18 protein-coding genes are annotated in these 18,868 nt (G+C 28.6%); 2 read left to right on the top strand and 16 right to left on the bottom strand.

Going from position 1 to position 18,868, the window contains the following annotated elements; all coding sequences use genetic code 11:
- Positions 1 to 374 precede the first annotated feature (374 nt).
- From B3603_RS09980 to B3603_RS09960, 5 genes are all read right to left on the bottom strand, one after another.
- Complete coding sequence (locus B3603_RS09980) at positions 375 to 1,694, bottom strand: hemolysin family protein (RefSeq protein ID WP_291564060.1); 1,320 nt, start codon at positions 1,692 to 1,694, stop codon at positions 375 to 377.
- 517 nt (positions 1,695 to 2,211) lie between these two features.
- Positions 2,212 to 3,024, bottom strand: a complete 813-nt coding sequence (locus B3603_RS09975; protein WP_291564057.1) for an alpha/beta fold hydrolase — start codon at positions 3,022 to 3,024, stop codon at positions 2,212 to 2,214.
- Positions 3,025 to 3,734: 710 nt separating this feature from the next.
- Positions 3,735 to 4,247 carry a ferritin-like domain-containing protein gene (locus B3603_RS09970; RefSeq protein ID WP_291564053.1) on the bottom strand — a complete coding sequence of 171 codons (513 nt, stop codon included), beginning with the start codon at positions 4,245 to 4,247 and terminating at the stop codon, positions 3,735 to 3,737.
- A gap of 707 nt (positions 4,248 to 4,954) precedes the next feature.
- Positions 4,955 to 5,290 (bottom strand): antibiotic biosynthesis monooxygenase family protein, encoded by a 336-nt coding sequence (locus B3603_RS09965; protein ID WP_291564051.1) that lies wholly within the window; start codon positions 5,288 to 5,290, stop codon positions 4,955 to 4,957.
- Between the two features lie 302 nt (positions 5,291 to 5,592).
- Complete coding sequence (locus tag B3603_RS09960) at positions 5,593 to 6,492, bottom strand: isocitrate lyase/PEP mutase family protein (protein WP_291564048.1); 900 nt, start codon at positions 6,490 to 6,492, stop codon at positions 5,593 to 5,595.
- Between the two features lie 90 nt (positions 6,493 to 6,582).
- Here B3603_RS09960 and B3603_RS09955 point away from each other — a divergent pair, with 90 nt between their 5' ends.
- Positions 6,583 to 7,290 carry an ArsR/SmtB family transcription factor gene (locus B3603_RS09955; RefSeq protein ID WP_291564045.1) on the top strand — a complete coding sequence of 236 codons (708 nt, stop codon included), beginning with the start codon at positions 6,583 to 6,585 and terminating at the stop codon, positions 7,288 to 7,290.
- Between the two features lie 899 nt (positions 7,291 to 8,189).
- On the opposite strand, the gene B3603_RS09950 is transcribed toward B3603_RS09955, so the two are convergent.
- From B3603_RS09950 to B3603_RS23255, 5 genes are all read right to left on the bottom strand, one after another.
- Positions 8,190 to 8,996: an MBL fold metallo-hydrolase gene (locus tag B3603_RS09950; RefSeq protein WP_291564042.1), complete on the bottom strand. Its 807-nt coding sequence runs from the start codon at positions 8,994 to 8,996 to the stop codon at positions 8,190 to 8,192.
- 40 nt (positions 8,997 to 9,036) lie between these two features.
- A complete protein-coding gene (locus B3603_RS09945) occupies positions 9,037 to 9,288 on the bottom strand; it encodes a hypothetical protein (protein ID WP_291564039.1) in 252 nt (83 codons plus the stop codon).
- A gap of 383 nt (positions 9,289 to 9,671) precedes the next feature.
- Positions 9,672 to 10,472, bottom strand: coding sequence for a GNAT family N-acetyltransferase (locus tag B3603_RS09940; protein ID WP_291564036.1), 801 nt, complete (start codon positions 10,470 to 10,472; stop codon positions 9,672 to 9,674).
- Between the two features lie 158 nt (positions 10,473 to 10,630).
- Positions 10,631 to 11,206, bottom strand: coding sequence for a GNAT family N-acetyltransferase (locus B3603_RS09935; RefSeq protein WP_291564033.1), 576 nt, complete (start codon positions 11,204 to 11,206; stop codon positions 10,631 to 10,633).
- Between the two features lie 163 nt (positions 11,207 to 11,369).
- Positions 11,370 to 11,573, bottom strand: coding sequence for a 5' nucleotidase, NT5C type (locus B3603_RS23255; RefSeq protein ID WP_396153210.1), 204 nt, complete (start codon positions 11,571 to 11,573; stop codon positions 11,370 to 11,372).
- A 95-nt stretch (positions 11,574 to 11,668) separates the two neighbouring features.
- On the opposite strand from B3603_RS23255, the gene B3603_RS09930 reads away from it, so the two are divergent.
- A complete protein-coding gene (locus B3603_RS09930) occupies positions 11,669 to 12,556 on the top strand; it encodes an alpha/beta hydrolase (protein ID WP_291564030.1) in 888 nt (295 codons plus the stop codon).
- 592 nt (positions 12,557 to 13,148) lie between these two features.
- On the opposite strand, the gene B3603_RS09925 is transcribed toward B3603_RS09930, so the two are convergent.
- The 6 genes from B3603_RS09925 to B3603_RS09900 all read right to left on the bottom strand — a co-directional run bounded on the left by B3603_RS09925 (position 13,149) and on the right by B3603_RS09900 (position 18,646).
- Complete coding sequence (locus B3603_RS09925) at positions 13,149 to 13,643, bottom strand: GNAT family N-acetyltransferase (protein ID WP_291564027.1); 495 nt, start codon at positions 13,641 to 13,643, stop codon at positions 13,149 to 13,151.
- A gap of 249 nt (positions 13,644 to 13,892) precedes the next feature.
- Positions 13,893 to 14,645 (bottom strand): carbon-nitrogen hydrolase family protein, encoded by a 753-nt coding sequence (locus B3603_RS09920; protein WP_291564024.1) that lies wholly within the window; start codon positions 14,643 to 14,645, stop codon positions 13,893 to 13,895.
- A gap of 547 nt (positions 14,646 to 15,192) precedes the next feature.
- Positions 15,193 to 15,918: a class I SAM-dependent methyltransferase gene (locus tag B3603_RS09915; RefSeq protein WP_291564021.1), complete on the bottom strand. Its 726-nt coding sequence runs from the start codon at positions 15,916 to 15,918 to the stop codon at positions 15,193 to 15,195.
- 365 nt (positions 15,919 to 16,283) lie between these two features.
- The gene (locus B3603_RS09910) at positions 16,284 to 16,820 is read right to left on the bottom strand and encodes a GNAT family N-acetyltransferase (RefSeq protein ID WP_291564018.1); all 537 of its coding nucleotides are present in this window, start codon (positions 16,818 to 16,820) and stop codon (positions 16,284 to 16,286) included.
- 331 nt (positions 16,821 to 17,151) lie between these two features.
- The gene (locus B3603_RS09905) at positions 17,152 to 17,655 is read right to left on the bottom strand and encodes a GNAT family N-acetyltransferase (protein WP_291564015.1); all 504 of its coding nucleotides are present in this window, start codon (positions 17,653 to 17,655) and stop codon (positions 17,152 to 17,154) included.
- A gap of 1 nt (position 17,656) precedes the next feature.
- Positions 17,657 to 18,646, bottom strand: a complete 990-nt coding sequence (locus tag B3603_RS09900; RefSeq protein WP_291564010.1) for a GNAT family N-acetyltransferase — start codon at positions 18,644 to 18,646, stop codon at positions 17,657 to 17,659.
- Between the last annotated feature and the right edge of the window lie 222 nt (positions 18,647 to 18,868).

The raw sequence follows: 18,868 nt of genomic DNA, 5'->3' as shown, positions 1-18,868 counted from the left end.
TCACTAAAACTACTAAACTCAAAACTCACAGTTCACAATTTCGGATATTTCTCAGTGGTAACTGAGAAATTTAGAATTGATTAACCGTAGCGGTGAATAGTGTTTACCATATATTATTGAATAAATATTAAACTATAAGACGTATTAAAAAGAACTGATGAATACTGTTTACCCTTACATGTTACTACATAAAATATATATCCTATTTTAAACATACATGGTTATAAGTTGATATAAATCATAAGATATTTGTATTACAACGAAAAAACACCGTAAAATTCACGTTTGAATAATACGGTATTGGTTATTACTATTTATTTTTATATTAAATAATTAATTATATAAGATTATAGTTTTATATAATTAATACAAAACTAAGCTTTTACTTGAATATAAACTTTTATTTTCTCAATTCTTTTTTCTTTTATTTGTTCTAACTTAAATATTAAATTTTCATATTCAATATTTTCTTCCTCAGTAGTCTCTGGAATACGTCCAAGAAGGTCAACAATAAATCCACTTACTGTATCGTAATTGTCACTTTCAATATCTATATGAAAATAATCACTAAAATCATCTAGTGAAAGCATACCATCTATTATAAAAGTATTGTTATCAATTTTCTTTATAGCTGGTCCATCTTCATCATATTCATCCTCTATGTTACCCATAACTTCTTCAATAAGATCCTCTATGGATACTATTCCTGAGAACCCTCCATATTCATCAATTAATATCGCCATATGCTTTCTAGAGGCTTGTAATTCTTTAAATAACTCATCAATATTTTTTGTTTCTGGGACAAAATATGGTCGTTGTAATATACTTCTAATATCTACATTTTCAAAACCATACTTTCTTGCTTCAATGAAGAAATCTTTCATATAAAGAATACCAATAATATTATCAATCTGTCCCTCATACACAGGAATTCTTGAATATCTTCCTTCTATTAATTTATCTAAGATTTCACTTAAAGGAGTATCTATATTAATTAAGTATACTTCAGTTCTTGGTGTCATTACTTCATCTGCTAATTTATCATCAAAATCAAATATACTATTTATCATTTCTTTTTCAGTTTCATTTATAACTCCATGTTCTTGTCCAACTTCTACCAAAGACTTAATCTCTTCTTTTGACACCTTTTCATCTAAACCATCTATTTCAAGACCAAATAATCTAATCAAAATATTAGTTGATGCTGAAAGTAGTTTTACAAATGGTACAGTTATTTTAGATATATATAGTATAGGCATTACGGAAATCATTGCTATTGTCTCTGATTTTTGTAGTGCTACTCTCTTAGGAAATAATTCACCAAATACTAATGTTATATAAGAAAGTATAATAGTTACTATTATTAAGGCTATTTGTCCACTATAAGGAATATTAAATCTATTTAGATATTGCGCTAAATCACCTGATAATCCAGTAGCGGCAGAAGCACTAGAAAAAAATCCAGCAAGAGTTATTCCTACTTGAATAGTAGATAAGAATTTCGTTGGCTCCTCCATAAGTTTTAATAGTAGTTTTGCTTTCTTATTTCCCTCTTCTGCAAGAATTTTCATCTTGTTCTTATTTAAAGATACTATAGCCATCTCAGCTGACGCGAAAAATGCATTTATCAATGTTAAAATGACTATTAAAATTAATTGTGAAGTTAAATTCGCGGGTTCAGGGTCTGTTTCCATTATTAATTCCTCCAAAAATAAAATATTTTTATCATAATATCACAAATAATAACAATAGTAAAGCGAGTAGCAATTGATTGTTATGAGTATAATTTAGATATTACATGTCATACCTTCTACTATTATATTTGCTATTTAATATCCTTATACCTAAGTTATAATATTCTAATATTATAACTTAATTTACATTCAAATTATAATATGGCTTCTCTATTAAAATAAATTATTTCAATACCCTATTATTCAATTTTTAAAGAACATTACTCATATCCTCAATTTAAATAGTTACGTCATCTAATATTTGTGTTGCGATTTAACTATTGCCTCTTTGGATATTTAATATAGTCCTTTACTGAATATATTAAATATCCAAATAATAAATTTGCTATAAGCCAATACGTTAATTGAATATTAAATTAGAAAACAAAAATACCGTAACATTTAATTGAATAATACGGTATCAAGATTAATTATTAGCTTTCAATATTTTTATTATGGCACTTTCTGTTGGAAAAATTTATTCTTCAATAAATCTAATCAATTCTTTGTTAAATTTGTCTTGTTCGTCATAAAATGATGCGTGACCGCTAAATTTAAATGGTATAAGCTTCGAATTTCTAATACATTGATTTTGTACTTCACCTAATGAGAATGGAACAACTTTGTCATGAATGCCGTGGATAATTAAAGTCGGAACATTTATTTTTTCTAAATCAGAAAATAATACTTCACGTAACCAAGTATTTGCAATACTCGCAGTTGCCCATCCAGCTGCTTGTAATCCCAATTGGAAGAACCAATCAGATAATGCCTCAGTTATATGCTGAAAGAAAAATATGTCTCCGAAATCCTGTAGCATTTTAGGACGATCAGTATATGTTCCCTGAATAATTTTGATTACTTCTTCTTTATCTAAACCATATGGAAAATTCGAACGCTTGATAACACTAGGAGCTCCTGCAGCAATAAGAACAAGCTTAGATACTCCATGACCTCTATGACGAGCCATATATCGAATAGCTATAGCTCCCCCCGTTGAATGTCCTGCCAATGTGAAATTACATAATCCTAATTCGTCAACCACGCATCTAACATCATCTGACAATCGATCGTAGTCGTAACCTGTATAAGGTTTATCCGAATCTCCAAATCCTCTAGTATCTATTCCAATGCATCTATAACCCATCTTGGGAAGCTGATTAAATTGATATTCAAATAAATTATGACTACCAGGCCATCCGTGTAAAAACAAGATTGTATTCCTTCCCTCTGGGTTAAGATCCTCCACATAAATTTTTACATTTGGTTCTACCCTAATATAGTATCCCACTTATAACCTCCAATGAATAATAATTCTATTAATACATTATTCACTTGAGCATAGATTTATGAATAATTGATCTGACTCTTAACTACCGTATTATTCACTTTTCAAAGAACATTATCCATATTTTTATATTCAATAGTTACGTTGCTTTATAATTAATTTACTTCATTAATATGAATCAATAATGTCTTTAATAGATGTTATTATATTAACTTTGTGAATAATATAATTATGATATAATTTTTACTAAATTTGAAAACCAACTTGTCTTTTAATATCTTCTTTCATCTGATTTATTATTTATGGTGTCGTAGGGGTGAGCATTGTTCATCGCTAAATGTTACTACATAAAATATATATCCTATTTTAAATATATAAGGCTATAAAATAATATCCAAACTGTAAATAATTATGATTCTCTAACCTATTTTCCTTTCTTTTAGGTAAATATTTCAATTACTATTTATCTCCAATATATTCTAATAAAGACCATCTAAATATAGTATTGTAAATCACTTACTAAAGTTAATATAAAGTCATAAAATATTTGAATTACGCAATAAAAATACCGTAAAATCCATTTCTGAATAATACGGTATTTCGAATAATTATTCGATTTTATAGCTATTACATCTTATAAGAAAAATGTAACATAATATGGATGTTACGCTCCTGGCAAGTCAACAAAAAAATGGCAATAATTTAATATTTTTTTATTTAAGACCGTTATATTGGTCTGTATCATATTTTAATAATAGTTGTGTTAAATGCTCGGCATGCCCTTTCTCTTCATTAATTATTGAGTGCAATGCATACCTGACATCATCATAGGGGATAATAGCTAACTGCTGTTCATATAGGATAACAGCTTCAAATTCGCCTTTTATGTCTTGTCTTACATTATTTAAGATTATCTGTTTATCGTAGTTTGGTGTATATGTTTGCATAGGTGACTTAGGTCCTTTTTTATCGTCAATATGGTCTAAATATGCTCGATACTGTGCTGGATCATATTTACGAAGCAATGAAAGAATCATGCCATAGTGCTTCTTTTCATCTCTCATGATACTTTTCCAAGCTGCATTAATGTCTTCCATGTTTGAATTTGCAATATGGTCAGCATAACCGTTTATCGCATCAATTTCACCTATTAATATCTCCCTTAATTTATTTGTATCAAGCATTGCAATTCCTTGTGGCTGGCCATGTGGATTAGTGTAACTCATTTTATACCTCCTATATTGGAACTTACTTAAATTGGTAGACTGTTTTCATAATATATTATTCATCAATGCTCAATTACATTCATACTATATATAAAAACTACCAGAAACATAGGTTAGTACTTTAATCTAAAAAATAAAATTTGTACAGAAAAGAAATATTTTAATTGTTAATCGGTAAGCGCTACTTTATGCAAACTGCAGAAAATAGCCATTAAGTGCGCTTTATCTTACAATTATACACCAATATATCCATTAATTATATATAATTTCTTAATACCGTATTATTCAGTTTTCAAAGAAATTAATTTTTGTATCTTAGAATTCATTAACTAATTCGTCTTTTACTTAAATTACGAAATAAAAAATACCGCATACTAATGTTGAATAATACGATATTATAAATAAATTATTTAATTATATAATTATTACGTATTATAAGAAGATTCCGTATTACTTACCCTTAATTTTTTATAAAGCACAAAAACCCTCGCTATAAAAATTATACCTACAAGGATTCCAGTAAAAATTCTATTCGTAGCACACATAACTTCCTACAATTCTTTTTTAACTTAGTATAATAAATGTAGCAGAATTTTAGTCGGAACATCTAGTATCACAAACCACCATTTTAGGTACACGCTAAAAAATAAAACTAGAGCATTTTTTTTACTCTAGTTAATGAATAATAATAAGAAGAAGAATGTGAATTAAAAATTATTTTCAAAATAATTGTCGCTCTCTACCTTACAAATTCGTATCATATATTTTGAATACCATATCTTTTTTCCCATTTCCTTTGCATTCATATGGTAACTATTATTTTTCCATGCATTAATGCTTTCTAAAGAGTCCCAGTATGATATTGTAATCCCAAATCCATCTTCGCCGCTAATACTTTCTACCCCTAAAAAACCTTTTTCTTTAGAAACAATATTTACTATCTCATCTCCTACTTTCCTATATCCATTATCACCTAAAATTCTTATTGATGTAAAAATAACAGCATAATAAGGTGTTTTGGGTGTTTTTACTATTTTGCTCATGTACAGTCCTCCAATCAAAAGTTAATTAATTTTATTAATTTAAACAGTTAATACACAATATCATATATGGTTGCTGCAATTTCAAGTTTACTCTTATTGCAACCTATAAGAAAACTACGAATTAACATTTATTAGTTCAGCTACATATATTTCTTTCTCATAGTAAGTTAAATTATTTTATATGCAATTATGTTAAATATTTTAAACTCGTATTAATATTTTATATAATTTAATTGGGAAGTTATAATATGTTATTTTAGCATTTTACTAATAATTTATACACTTGAGTTATATTTATATAGTTAACGTGCAAATAGCTTATTAGCTATTTCATAGGAAAAATCGTGATCCAGTAATTTTGAAATTTTGTTTTCATCCTGTATCTGCTTTACTGTTTCTATTAGGTTTGAATACGCAGTTCTAACAGGAGCAGAACCAAGGCTTAATCGTCTAACTCCTAATCGTTCTAAATTTTCTAAATTATTTGTCATAGGTGTGGCAAGAATATTAATAGGTGCAGGAATATTTTCTATTAATTTTGAAATATTACATTCTTCAATTGCACCAGGTATAAAAACACAATCAGCACCTGATTCATGAAAAGCATTGGCTCTTTCAATAGCAATAGATAACCTTTCCTCCTCTTTTCCTGCTTTAATAAAAAATACGCAAGTTCTAGCATTAATAACAAAGGGAATTCCCAACTTCTCTTTAAGCTTAGATATAGCCTGGATTTTTTTTATTTGAATATCTAGATTTTCTAGGTAAGGAGTTGGTTTGGAATAGCCATCTTCAATGTTGATTCCAACTGCACCAGCTTCAATAATCTTAGTTACATTTTCCACTATTCCATCAATTGTGTCAGCATAACCTAATTCAATGTCTACACTCACAGGAATAGATATCCTTTGAGTTATTTGCTTTACTATTTGAACAATATGTTCAAAATCAATTTTTTCTCCATCAGAATAACCTAAACTATAAGCAAGCCCAGCACTTGTTGTTCCAACTGCTGGAAAATTAAATTTTTCATATATAACTGCACTACCAACATCCCACGCATTAGGAAGGATAAACATCTTATTACGATGGTGAATTTCTTGAAATTGTTTTGCTAAGTATAATTGCTTTGTAATATCCATATTTGTCCCCATTTCATAAGTATTTTTATTATTTATAGGATTTATAATTTTATGATTCATAGACTCACCCCTTGTACAATTTGTATAAGTTATTATATACTATAGATACATCAATGCTCATCGATATATGAAATTATTAGGAGGATATATATGACTGGAACTCCACAAATATCACAATTAGCAGAAATTTTAGCTGATAAATCACGCGCTACCATTCTTATGGTAATGATGGATGGTGAATTTCACACTGTTAATGAGTTAGCTAGAGCTGCTGGAATTAAATCTCATACTGCTTCTTATCATTTAGCAAAGCTTACTGAATTGAAATGGATAGTTATGGAAAAACATGGACGATTTCATTATTATCAAATAAGTAATAAAGAGTTGGCTCAGATGCTCGAGAGTTGGCTTCAAATTTCTCCTTTAAAACCTTCAAGGTCATTAAATCAAAGTATTGAAAATCAGATGCTATATTTTGGTAGGGTTTGCTATGATCATTTAGCTGGAAAAATAGGAGTACAAATTACTGATTGGTTACTTGAAAAGAATTATATTATAAAATCAGAAGCTGGTTGGAGCTTAAGCACAGAAGGGGAAAATTTTTTTGAGTCCAATGGAGTAAATATTGAGTTATTAAAGAAAGAAAAAAGATGCTACTGCCGAATGTGTTTAGATTGGAGTGAGAGAAAACATCACGTAGCTGGTAGTGTAGGAAAAGCTCTAATGAACATATTTTTTAATAATCAATGGATAGAGCGTACAGGAGATAGTAGAGCTATTAAGTTAACAGCTAAGGGTAAAGAACAACTATCTAAAAAGTGGGATATAGATTTTGAGTCTACAAATAAATTTGTGTAGCATGTCAGGCTAAACTAAAATATGATAGTAGGCAAAAGTCTAACCTCAGTAATAATATCAAATGGTAGCTTGTTTTATCTGTCAATAAAGTTAATTTGTGCTTCACAGATGCGCCTTCTACCTCAACGAGAGAATAGAATTCTATTGTTTTTCCATAAGTCTTTATGTGCTCATCTGATGAGGTTTCAGCTAAATTCTTTGTTAAAATTAATTCTTCCTTAATGTCCTACTCCTAAGCCAATTGTAATTATCTTACTACCACCTTGTTTCTTGATATATGGAATTACTACTTTAGATGTATAATAGGCTCCACCATAAGTTTTATAATTTTTTTGAAATACTTTCTTTACTAATTCATTATAATTACTAGCGTCATAGGTTAATGCTATTGCATTCCTATTGTTCTTATTTGTAAAACCTGCTGTATCATAGATTTCATTCTGACTCCTTGGTAAACAGCATACTTTTGCACCACTAGTAGTATATTATGTTGCTATGACTTTACCTATTTCTCTTCCTACGCCTGTAATAAGGGGCCTCGCCAACATTTCTCTGAATCACAACCAACAGGAATTAAAAAGTAGCCTAGAGCTAACTAATAAGGGTAGTTCCAGCATCATATCGCCAGGTAAAAAGTAAAATCCATTTTAGGTAAATACTTCAATTACTATTTATCTCCAATATATTCTAATAAAGGACCATCTAAATATAGTATTGTAAATCACTTATTAAAGTTAATATAAAGTCATAAAATATTTGAATTGCTACGTAAAAACACCGCAAAATTCAATTCTAAATAATGCGGTGTTTAGAATAATTATTCGGTTTTTATTGTTGTGACGCTAAAAAAGATTATTATGTATCACTATAGCTATAATATAAGTTCATTTCTTATATTTTTACCAGTTTATTTCCAAACCCACTCCAACTTCTTTTACAGGCAAAGTTTTATGTATTTCTGCTCTAACAGCAAATGAAGTACAATGGCAAGGATATAACTCCTTTATATTGTTCTGTTTTAGATAATCGATAGTTTTATTAACCTGTTCAGTTACTTCAAATAAATGAAATCCTCCTATAACTCCTAATACTCGATTATCTTTACATACTTCTTTTGCATATTCGATTATATTGCATATCCCACTATGAGAGCATCCTGTAATAATATAAATGCCCTTTTCATTCTTATATGCAAGAGCTGTGTCATCTATTACATAATCATCAACTGAAGTTTGTCCAACAATTTGTTTACCAATAGGTTTTCTATTTTCGAAGTGGTTTATTTGAGGTATTTCCCCTAAAAAAGTTATATGTTCACTAACTTTAATAGGCTCTTTTGAAAGAATTAGATTGCATTTTTCTTTTAATTCTTCCTCTAGAATAGGAGAACAAATTTTTAAATTGTCTATGAATTTTTCTTTAAATGCATCTGGATGAGCAACAATAGAAATATTATTTTTATTATTTTGTTCAAAGTAGTATTTTAATCCTCTTGTGTGGTCATCGTGACCATGGGAAATAACAATAGTGCTTACATTTTCTAAATCTATACCTAATGCAGTTGAGTTTCTTAGAAATAAATCAGAGTATCCTGCATCCAGTAGTAAGCTAGTATCCTCATCTTCAATATAATAGGAAACAGCAGGTTCGCCACAATAATATTGGTCAATGTATGTATTATTGTCTACTAAAACTTTTAGTTTCACCCTTTTTTCCTCCTTTACTCATACTTAATATTGTGCAATGTTAAATATAAAGATTTGTACTATTTGTCTTGTAATAATTTATAATATTTTTTTCATTTCTCTCCCAGCTTATAAGTGCTCCAATTACTCCTCCTATAAAACCTCCAATAAAATATCCAAAATGGTTATAAGGGTCAAAGGATTTTCGGGTAATCAATATGCTAGTTATAGAGCCTACAGAAACCCCCATCGCCATTAGGATACCATTAATGAATACATATCTTCCCTGACCTTTTTTTCTATATTTCTCCACCTACGAATAAATTTTTCAGTATTCATTAACCAATCCCTCCCGATATAGAGCTATTAGTTATCACTACGTATTTTTTCACCATTCTGACTCAATTACTTGTAATTATATCATTAACCCCCAACTAATTCCATATATTATATAGATAATTGAAGATTTTCATACTATTTTTTCACCGCATTATTCAATTTTCAAAGAACATTATTCGTATTTTTAGATTAAAAAGTTAATTCATAATATAATCAAATTACGAAACAAAAACACCATAAAATTCCAACTTGAATAATACGGTGTTTTTATAAATTGTTCTTCTTTTCAATTGTTGTGTTAAATAAAAAATTTGTGTCTTAACTATAATAAACTTAGGCTCATCTTGCATAAGTTTATTATAGTTGAAAAAATAAATCAGCTCTTTCACCTATTTTATTGAATCCAATTTTTTTATACATTTCCTTTGCAGTATCATCCTCATCGGTAACCAGATAAATAGTATGGGAATTCTCTTTTATTGCTATATCAATTAGAGATTTCAAAATGATTATTCCGTATCCTTTGCGCTGATATATGGGGTTAACAGCAAAATCTTCGATTTTCGCAATCCCATTATACATAAACAAATCGCAATTTCCAATTATATCTCCCTTATGATAACAAACATAAGAATTGACCCCTTTGTCAGAAACATATACTTTGCCACGTCTGTAACATCTCCTTGTGCAAAAATCTTTCCCAAGATTTTTCTCATCATGTTGCAAGTCACAAAATAAAATATCATCTACCATTTCTTCATTGTTGACCTTCTTTATTATGCAACCAGATAAAGCATTTAGTCTTGAAAAATAAGAAATATCAAAGGAATAATATCCATTTGTTGATATTTCAGCATTGTATTTAATAGTAGACATCAAAGAGCTGTTAAAATCAGAACTTAAAAGAATATTACAAAATTTACTTTTTTCAGATAACCTCAGTGAAATTTCATCTTGTATAATACTTTTCAACTCAATTTTACTCATTGCTTTTTTTATATATGTATAATTGTGATAATACATATCAATCAATTGATTATCACGAAACCTAATTATATCTTCATTTTCATAAAACTCTGAAAAGCACTTTGTGTATTCAAATTCACATTCTACAATCTTCCCATCTATTAGCATAATACATCCCCATTTCTTCTTCATATAATATAGATAATCTTTACTGCATATAAAATTACTATTGTGTCTTAGCACTTGAAAATATGTTCTTAACTATAACATGTTTTAAATATCGAATTATTGAGTTTCCTAGTTGTTATGCCTTATAAGAACATTAAGTAGTAATATAAAATTGCTACATTTTATTCATCGTTACTCTTTGCTTTTTGATTAATCCATTCTTCTTTTAAAATTGCATATATTACATCGTCTGCCCATTCATTATCAAACCAAAAGCTTTTCTTAAAATGTGCCTCTTTTCTCATTTGAATTCTTTCAAGCAATGCTATAGATTTTATATTTCTAGGGTCAACTGAAGCAATTATTCTATGCTTTTTTAAATTATTAAATAAGTAATCTATTACAGCAATGATAGCTTCAGTAGCATATCCTTTGCATTGATGCTCTAAAGATAGTGTAAATCCTATTTCTGCCTGTAAGTTATCTGAGTCTATAAAATGAATCCCCATATCCCCTACTAACTCATCAGTTTTCTTAAGAAAAATTCCAAGTTGATACCATGTATCTGGTATATTCGGAATTTTAGCAACTTTTTCACTAATAAATTCTTTTACCTCTTCAACCCTTTGTGGTTTCCAGCCTTGAAATTTATATATTTGTGGATTTGAACGATATTTAAATATGGACTCTGCATCAGAAATTCTAATAGCCCTTAATGCTAATCTTTCTGTTGAAATATTTATTTCATTGAAATTCATTATTTTTACCTCCGAATGTATAATTTAGTTAACCAAAATAAGACAGTTCGTTTTTAAAACTTAAAGCATCGATACCTTCACAGTTATATTGTATATATCTTGTTGTATATAATACAATTATACATTACATAACCATTAATTTGCTTCTTTTCTTAATACCGCATTATTCAATTTTCAAAGAACGGCGCATAAAAAAATAATTTCGGACTTCCAGCCAGTTATTCACTCTTAGGCATCCTATCTTGTGAATAATATTGCACGATGAAGTAAACAATATTTCTTGACTAGCAAACCGCTTAAGGTGCCTGACATGATCGTCAAAGACTTTCCGGGTTTTGCCCCTGCAGAGACGGTTTCTGGCAGCTATAAATCAAAGGAAGGAGAGTAGAGAAAATGGGATCACGAATAAACTCAGGTATTGCTGTAATTAGAGCAAAAATGTTATCATTTAGGAGGTTGCACATGAATATGATTAAAAACAAAAGAATAATTACTCTCGTGGGACTGGCTATAATTGCCTTTCTCGGCTTTCAAATCGGTAATCAATTTAATTCCGCAACAGTGGCAGTATCGAAACAAGTTCCTGAGGCTGAGGTGAAAAGAACGAGCAAAACGCAAGAAAAGCTGACCTTCGTTATCATTCACGGCTCCTGGGCTGACGTCAGCCAATTTGATGGAGTCGCTGCTGAGCTTCGCAAGCTTGGCCATTCAGTTTATGTACCGGAATTGCCAGGCCATGGTGTCTTGACAGATAAAAACGTAACCCACGAGCAAATCACTAATGCCGTCGTCGAATATATCGAGAAAAAAGATTTAAAACATATCATACTACTCGGACATAGCTTCGGAGGTACGGTTGTTATGACAGTCGCCCAACAAATTCCTGATCGAATCGATCGTGTCGTATTTTCTAACGCTTTTGTTCCTCTGGACGGACAAAGCTTATACGATCAACTTCCACCGTCTGTTCAAGAAACATTCAAACAACTGGCCGATGTTTCAGGTAACAATACGATTATGCTTCCATTCCCGCTGTTCCGCGATTCCTTCACAAACACGGCCAGCTTAAAGGAAGCGAAAGAGATATACAGCAAAATTACGCCGGAACCTGCGGGTCCATTGTTCCAAAAACTCGATTTGAAAAAGTTCTACAGCCTGCAGATTCCAAAAAGCTATCTTAACCTGACTGAAGATATCGCACTTCCACCCGGACCGTTCGCTTGGCATACAAACCAATCCAGTCACCTCGGTTTTTACCGATACATTCAAGGTGATGGAGACCATTTTACGACCTTCCAAACTGAACCGAAAATGATTGCCCAAAAATTCGTGGAAGCCGGCAGACCATAAGCAATCGGGTAAAATGGGTGGCTAACCACAGCATCGCGGGCGTTATATTTCGGGTAATATCCCATGTGCCTCGACGTGAGTTCGCCATGCTGAATACTGTTAGTAAAAAATCAGCAGCAAATGCCAAAGTAACAGAATTTTCATATTTGATTTTAGTAAATTATTCATTTTTTCAGTTATTACTTTAAATAAGAAAGTTATAAATTAAATATATTTACTTTAATTTCATATGTAGTATAGGAAATGGATTTCCTCGTCATCAAGTTCTGATCTTTTAAATATACCAAATCCCATATACTTATATAGGGTTCCTTAATAAAAATTTAACTTATGCATGATTTTGATTTCCATAACAAAAATTCTTTTCTATGAATGAAAAATTAANNACCTTTGAAGTTTTTTGAGAATGAATTTCATCCTAAATTTTTCATTTTTAATTATTAATCCTTAATTTTTAAGGGATTAAACTACTTTTATTGTATCCCTATAGAATCCTACACTCTGTATATTCTGCTCATTTACATCCACATATTTTATATTTAAACTATAATATGACTCTCCATTAAAATAGATTATTTCAATGCTATATTATTTATTCAACTTTTTTAATGTATATTGGCTCATGATTATCTGAATCTATTTTTCCACTATCCTTAAAGCCTAACGAACTCCAAAATGGTGCTCCGCTAACTTCCTCTGGTGTTAGGTACATATATTCTGCACCATGACTAAAAAAGGTTCTCTCTATATGCTTAAATATATCGCTTCCATAACCTTGATGGCGATATTGAGGCAACACATAAAATTCCATAATATATCCAAGGTTGGGAGGTAGAATATTTTTTATACCTCCCAAATCAACTGCATAAAAACAGAATCCAACCATGGTATTATCATCATAGCAAAGTTCAAAGTGCATATCTTCTCGTTTTCCTTGTATATCCACTCTTTGACGAGCATATTTAGTTATTACCGAATCACTTTCTTTGCTTCCTATTTCTTTTAAATATGGAATCCACATTTTTAATAGCTGCTCATATTGTTCATCATTGTCCTTTTGTATTTGAATATATTTCATATTTTTCATTAATTACTCCTTTTTAATATATTTATATAAGCCCATTATTAACTTCCAGTATATTTAATTTAAAAAGCTTAAAAGCTTATTTTAGAATTAAATTATTATCTTCCATTTCCTCTTCTAATTTATATAAAATTCTTTATTTTCAGATAATAGTATCAATAAATTTTTCTCATATATCGTTTTTTTATTATATATAAAAAAGAACCGACGAACATTGTTCGCCCTATAAAAAATTAACTTTTACTATATTGCTTATATATCAATATATAATATACCTTCACTTCCAATTTCTTTTTTAGCTATAACTTTTCCTAATTTATCTACTGCATAGGCACCTCCAAAGTAATAATATTCAGTACTCTTTGAATGTTCAATATAATTAATCATCAATGTTAATGCATTACACTTAGTAATTTGCTCTATATAAGATGGCATTTCTTCTACATCCCATCTTTCTTGAGAAACATGTCCATTATAAAAAGATCTTGCAAATGGAAATACTAATATATCAATATTCTCCTCTCTAATCTTATGAACCAACTTATCATCAAATAAATCTCCACAAATTAAATAACCATATTTTTTGTTTTTAATGTAAAATGTCTTAATTTCTTCTCCTTCTTTATATATTTCTTTATCAGCTTCATTGCCGTGCCATCCCTTTGTTATTCTTCTATATTTACATATTATCTCTCCAGAATCATCAATACATATTGTACTATCATATATAGAATTATTATCTTCTTCAAAAAAACCCAGTGAAATATATATTTGATTTTCCTTTGCAGATTTACATATAGATTGAATAACATTTGAATTTTCACTAAAAGCTAACTTAAAATCGTATTCAGGTATATCACGATTATCAAATCCTGTAATAGCAGATTCCGGGAATATTATAAATTCAGCATCATTGCTTTTTGCTTCCTTAATAAATTTTAATATTAACTCTACATTTAGATTAATATCAGATGTAACTTTATTCACTACTAATGCGTATTTCATTTTATCATCTCCTTTAAATTAAAATTCCATATTACAATAGATTTTAATTATAAAATAATACTAATTCACCTCTCTGAATTAAATCATCTGATGAAAATAAGTATATTTTCTATAAGTTATTTCAATTATAAATCATTTATGTATAATAGTTCCATATGGAATATATTTATCCTTCACATATACTAATAACTTTTAAAGTGAGTTAATAATTTTTTTACTTGTTATAAAAAAATTATAGTATATACTTTACTCTATATTCTTCTTCAAATAATATTTTTATTTTGTATAGCTAAAGATTCCAAGAGAGGTAAATACAAAGTGTTATATTTTGCTGCATCATATTAATGATATTTAATTATATTTATTTAAGTTTAAATTACATAATTAAATGACACAAACATTATTATATTTTATAAACAAATAAATTAAAGGGGCTATCGCCCTTGACTAAATTTTAATCATATTGCAACAACCCCTTAAGAATAATAAATTTAACTATTATTTAGATATCCTATTTTGATATTTTAATTAATTAAACATGCTATATTCAAGTCAATTTTCTTAACAAGATGTGATTATAAAAAGATATATTTCTATACTCATCTATATCACACACTTTCATTTCAACTTCAAACATTTTTTCTTGCCACATTGGATTATACTTAATTTCATTATTTTGCTGCAAAGCAAAAAACGTTCTAACTCCAAGAACCTTTTCAATATTAATATCTAAATCATCTATCCATTCTTTAACATCATTTATATTATAATAATCTACTTGTCCAAAATTCATAACTTTAGCTTCTCCACCATCAAGCAGAGATATTGCTTCATCAATGTTATTTTCAAAAACAACTTTTTGTATAACTCTTCCTGTATGATTGTGTTTTACTATGGATATTATTCCATTTGGTTTAAGAACCCTATATAGTTCTCTAAATATTTCTTTTCGCTCTTTAGCATACTCAAAGACATTATGGCATATTACAACATCAAAGGAATCATCATCTTGCTCTTTTAATTGTTCTATATTACCAATAATCTGTTTATAATTGTTCTCGCATATTCTCATATCTATCATGCCAGCATCTGGTTCTATTGCTACCACATCATTATTCTTCGCTAAATGATTTGCAGTAATTCCCAATCCACTTCCAAAATCGAGGACTTTACAATTAGTTACTTGCGGTAATTGCTCCCAAACCAATCTATAGTATAATGCACTCCAAGGCTTTTTCATATTTTCCAAATATGTCTTTAAATCATTAATCATTATATTCCTCCAATTACATAAATCATTTTCTATTGTGATATTTTTCATTTATGTAATATTCAATTTTTTCCTCCTAATATATTCCCTAAGAAATACTGTTCTCCTTCTTATTCCAACAAAAGTAGTAACTAACATAGTTCTATAAGTTACTTATAAAGTTAATATAAAGTGCAAAATATTTTAAATTGCGCAATAAAAAACACTGTAAAATCTATTTCTAAATGATACAGTGTTTTAAAAATTTATTCACTTTTGAAGTTGTTAAATCTAGTATATACGCATAATGCATTCTGCTAATTAAATCATATATCATATCAATTAATATTAAAATTATGAATTAATTAATAACTGTGAATCAGTACTATTTAATCATTATGCTCTGAATATTTCATAATTCTTTCTTTTAAGAATACATTAAATTTATTATATTCATCCTCAGATAGATTTTTATTAAAACTCATAATCTTTAGTTTATGACCTTTATACTCTTTTCTATATGGTGGATGAATATGCTCAAATTCTTGCAGCTTAAATCCTAGGTTAGAATAAAACCCTAATCTTTTAATTGATATATCATCTACTGGTGGGTCTATTTCTAAAACTATAGTTTCATTATTCTCGCAAAACTCCTTTAAAATTCTAGAACCATAGTTTTTTCCTCGTATACTAGGCGATATTGCTAAGTGTTCAATGTATTTACAGTTATCTAAATCCCAATATAATAATATTCCAACTAATTTATTGCTTTCACAAACAGCCATACAATTATATTTATCATCTTTTAAAACATCCATTTGATCTTTTATAGTTCTTTGCTCAAATATAGGAAAACTCACTTTATATATATTCATTACATCATCAAAATAATTATTATCACTAGAATTTATTCTTACAAACTCCATTTCTATTTCCTCCAAAAGTTTTATATTAACTATAGATTATATCATATATTAAAATAATCTAAAATTTATTAGTTTAAGATTTATTATTGTAACTTAGTTGCTCCAAATACACTCTTACTACGTAATATTTTGTAATTACATTATGTTTAGTTTTCAAAGAACATTGTTTGTATTTTTAAATTTAAATATGTAAGTTTTAACATAATAAAATTACATATTTAAAAATACCGTAGCATTCATTTCTGAATACTACGGTATCTTAGAAAATTATTTAGTTTTATAGTTGTTAGAACTTTATTTATAATATATTCTTATCATAAATCTGTTAAATTTAGCGTAATATTTCATAAAACATATGCTGCGCACCCCTGAAATCTCTAATTCCAAGACAAGTCATTCCAATTTTCTTCATAACTCTCATAGACCCAATATTTTTAGGATTAGCCATACCATATATTTTTGTTATATTACTATTTTTAAAAGCAGTTTCTATGACAGCTTTTCCAATTTCAGTAGCATATCCTTTATTCCAAAAATCCACTCCTAATTGCCATTCAATTTCTGGTTGCTTCAACAAATATGGATTCAAGCCTGTTAATCCTATAATTTTATTGCTTTCTTTTAATATAACTGCTCCATGAAAGTTATCTAATGATAAACTTTCTCTACTAATATTAAATTGGATATATCCCTTAGTTCTTTCTTTAGTCCAAACAGTGTCCCCAGTGTATATATGAACTCGCTTGTCTGACATTAAGTTGTACAGCTCATCAGCATAATCTAATGACCAAGGTTTTATATATAAACGTTCTGTTTCAATTATAATTTCCCCCATATCATTTATCTCCAATACTAATTGAATTTAAATGATTTCTTTCATCAATTCTTCTAATCATTGAATAGTAATATGGGGTAAAATGTTTAAGCCAAAAACGTCTTCCCTCAATATTAGCAGATTCAAAATCTGTAGAACAGCGTTTCAAGCCCTTTTCAATAGCCCAATCAGTTGCTACATTTAATAATCTTGACATTATATGCTGTCCTCTATATTCTGATAATACATAAGCTCCATTTATTGCCATTGTATAACCATCATCTAATTCATCCATATTAATTTCAGTTGTATTTGTTTTTAAATAACCTATAATTTTGCTATTAATCTCGGCAATCCATAAGTTATTACCTTCTGTTTTAAGCCAATCGCTATATTCATCTATATAGTTTTCACTAATATGATTATATAAATATATTGGTGATGATGAAAGATGCTTGTCTATTCCTTTAAAAAGATGTTCCATATCAATAAGGTCTGTTATATCAGCCTTTCTTATCAACATATTATTATCTATATTGGATATAGCTATTTTCTCAAGAGGACGTACAGCGTCAATAACCAACATACCAAATCCATTCATCACCCAAGAATCAATTACATTTTTATCATTAACGTACAACATTACAGCATGTGTATAACAACCTGAATTAACCCACAAATCAGAAGCTCTTCTATAGAGTTCATTATATAAATACCTTTTATCATATCCATCAGCTATTCCATGAAGTGAAGGTAATGATAATACTCCTTTTGCTGTTCCTTTAAACTCATTAATGCTAATTCCATTTATAAATCCAGTAACTTTACCAGATTTTATAGCTACAACAAAATTGTTGTTATCTACATATTTTTTAATTTCCTTTATGTGCATTTCAATATTTTCATATTTATCAGATAAAATAGGTAATGCTACCCTCGCATTTTTATAATTAGTTGAAATAATAGTAGCTATCTCTTCAACATGAGAATCATTTAAATAAGTATAGTACATAACAATCTCCTTCTAAGGTGATAAACAATATAAAACTATACTCAATTCACATGGTTAAATGAATAGAGAAATCTATAAAATAATCGCCTCATAATTTTTTTCTGTAATTTTAATTATCATAAAAACATCCTTCTTTCTCAGTATTAACCAATGATTAAATATTAACATTAATAGAATTTATAGTAGATAACTATTATTAATATAAAAAAATATATACATTAA

Origin of the sequence: Clostridium sp. UBA2485 (assembly GCF_002341865.1) — a bacterium.
Lineage (GTDB): Bacteria > Bacillota > Clostridia > Clostridiales > Clostridiaceae > Clostridium_J.
The sequence above is the reverse complement of the archived record's forward strand: the minus strand, read 5'-3'. Positions and strand labels throughout refer to the sequence as shown.